The 1,872-nt window shown below is 69.9% G+C and carries 3 protein-coding genes; all 3 read right to left on the reverse strand.

Annotated features, from left to right (window positions below; all coding sequences use genetic code 11):
- On the reverse strand, positions 1–322 hold a 322-nt coding region (locus ACFQ4O_RS17285; RefSeq protein ID WP_378777586.1), incomplete at its 3' end, for a DUF6468 domain-containing protein.
- Entirely contained in the window at positions 322–1,476 is a 1,155-nt protein-coding gene (fliM, locus tag ACFQ4O_RS17290; RefSeq protein ID WP_378777588.1) for a flagellar motor switch protein FliM, read from the reverse strand. The genes ACFQ4O_RS17285 and fliM, both read right to left, overlap by 1 nt.
- Before the next feature lie 21 nt (positions 1,477–1,497).
- Positions 1,498–1,872, reverse strand: a 375-nt coding sequence (locus ACFQ4O_RS17295) for a flagellar basal body-associated FliL family protein (protein WP_378777590.1), incomplete at its 5' end; no start/stop codon positions are given.

Genomic DNA, 1,872 nt, shown 5'->3' on the forward strand with positions numbered 1-1,872 from the left:
CCGCGCGGGCGGTTTCGGCGATGCGGGCGATCAGGCTCTCGCTCGCGCCGAGCTGGCCCGCGATCGCGGTCGACATCTCCTCCGCCCGGCCGAGCCGCTCCGCCAGCGTCTCCTCGCTCGCGCTGACGGTGGAGCGCAGCGCCGCGATGGCGCGCTCGGCGCCCGCGGTCGCCGCCACCAGTTCGGTCACCGTCTGCCGCATCGCCGTCTCGTCGGCGCGCAGGCGCGACAGGCGGCGGTTGAGCGTGGCGCAATAGACGATCGTCGCCACGAGCAGCACAGCGACCAGCGACTCGATCGCCAGTCCGACCCCGTTTTCCATCACGACGCTTCCTTACGCACCTGACCCGCGGCCTCGAAGGCCGCCAGCGTCGTCTTCGACCGGCGCAGCGGCCGCATCACCTGCACCGCCACATGCTCGCCCGCGCGGCCCATGCGGCCCTCGGTGAGCACCTGGTCGCCGCAGCGCAGCTCCACCAGATCGTCCGGCTTCACGTCGAGCATCAGCGTGTCGCCCACGTCGAGATTCATGATCTCGCGCAGCGGCAGGCGCTTTTCGTACAGCACCGCGTGGACGTCGGCCTTGGCCTGCCAGATCTCGGTGGCGAGATGGCCTTCCCAGGTGGCGTCGCGGCCGAACTTCTCGCCCATGAACTGCTGCAGCAGCACGTCGCGGATCGGCTCCAGCGTGGCGTAGGGGATCAGCATCTCGATCCGGCCGCCGCGGTCCTCCATGTCGATCCGCAGATTGACGAGGATGGCGGCGTTGGCCGAGCGGGTGATGGCGGCGAAGCGGGGGTTGGTCTCAAGCCGGTCGAGGCTGAAGCGGATCTCGCTGATCGGCCGGAAGGCGTGCTCGGCGTCGACCAGCACCACCTCGATCATGCGCTGGACCAGGCTGGTCTCGATGGTGGTGTAGGGCCGGCCCTCAACCTTCATGGTGGTGACGCCGCGCCGGCCGCCCAGCAGCACGTCGATGATCGAATAGGTGAGCGCGCTGTCCACCGTCATCAGGCCGAAGCCGTCCCACTGCTCGGCGCGGAACACCGACAGGATCGCCGGCAGCGGGATCGAGTTCAGGTAGTCGCCGAAGCGGACCGACTTGATGCCGTCGAGCGAGACCTCGACATTGTCGGAGGTGAAGTTGCGCAAGGAGGTCGTGAGCAGCCGGACCAGCCGGTCGAACACGATCTCGAGCATCGGCAGGCGCTCGTAGGACACGAGCGCGGAGTTGATGATGGCGCGGATGCCGGACTGCTCGGACAGGCCGAGCTCGTCCGGGTTGAAGCCCAGCAGCCCGTCCACCTCGTCCTGGGTGAGCACCCGGTCGGCGGCCTTGCGGTCGGCCACGTCGCCGGTGTCGGCGAGCTTCGCCGCCCAGTCGGCGGCGTCGCCCTCCGCCTCGCCCACCTGCTCGGCCATGGCCGCGCCCCATTCGGCGGCGAGGTCGTCGAAGTCGTCGTCAGGTCCGGCCATGGAGATCGCCCCCGCTCCCCGTCACTGCACCACGATGTCTTTGAACAGCACCGCGTCGGCCTTGGCCGGCGCGATGGCGAGGTTGACCCGCCGCAGCAGCTCTTCCTTCAGCCGGTAGACGCCGGAGGAGCCGCGCAGGTCGGCGGGCCGCATCTCCCGCAGATGGGTCTGGAAGCTGTCGATCACCCGCGGCATCAGCGGCTTGATGGCGTCGCCAGCCTTGGCGTCCGCCACCTCGATCGCGACCGTCATGCGGACGTAGTTCTGCTTGTCCGGATCGGTGGTGGCGAGATTGATCGTCATCTCCGGCAGCTCGCTGATGGGCGAGGCCGCCGTCGCCGGCGCCGCCGAGCCATGCCCGCCCTCGGCCGGCTCGCCGTGGCCGGCCGTCTCGGC

Origin of the sequence: Methylopila musalis (assembly GCF_042679725.1) — a bacterium.
In the GTDB taxonomy this organism is placed as follows: domain Bacteria; phylum Pseudomonadota; class Alphaproteobacteria; order Rhizobiales; family Methylopilaceae; genus Methylopila; species Methylopila musalis.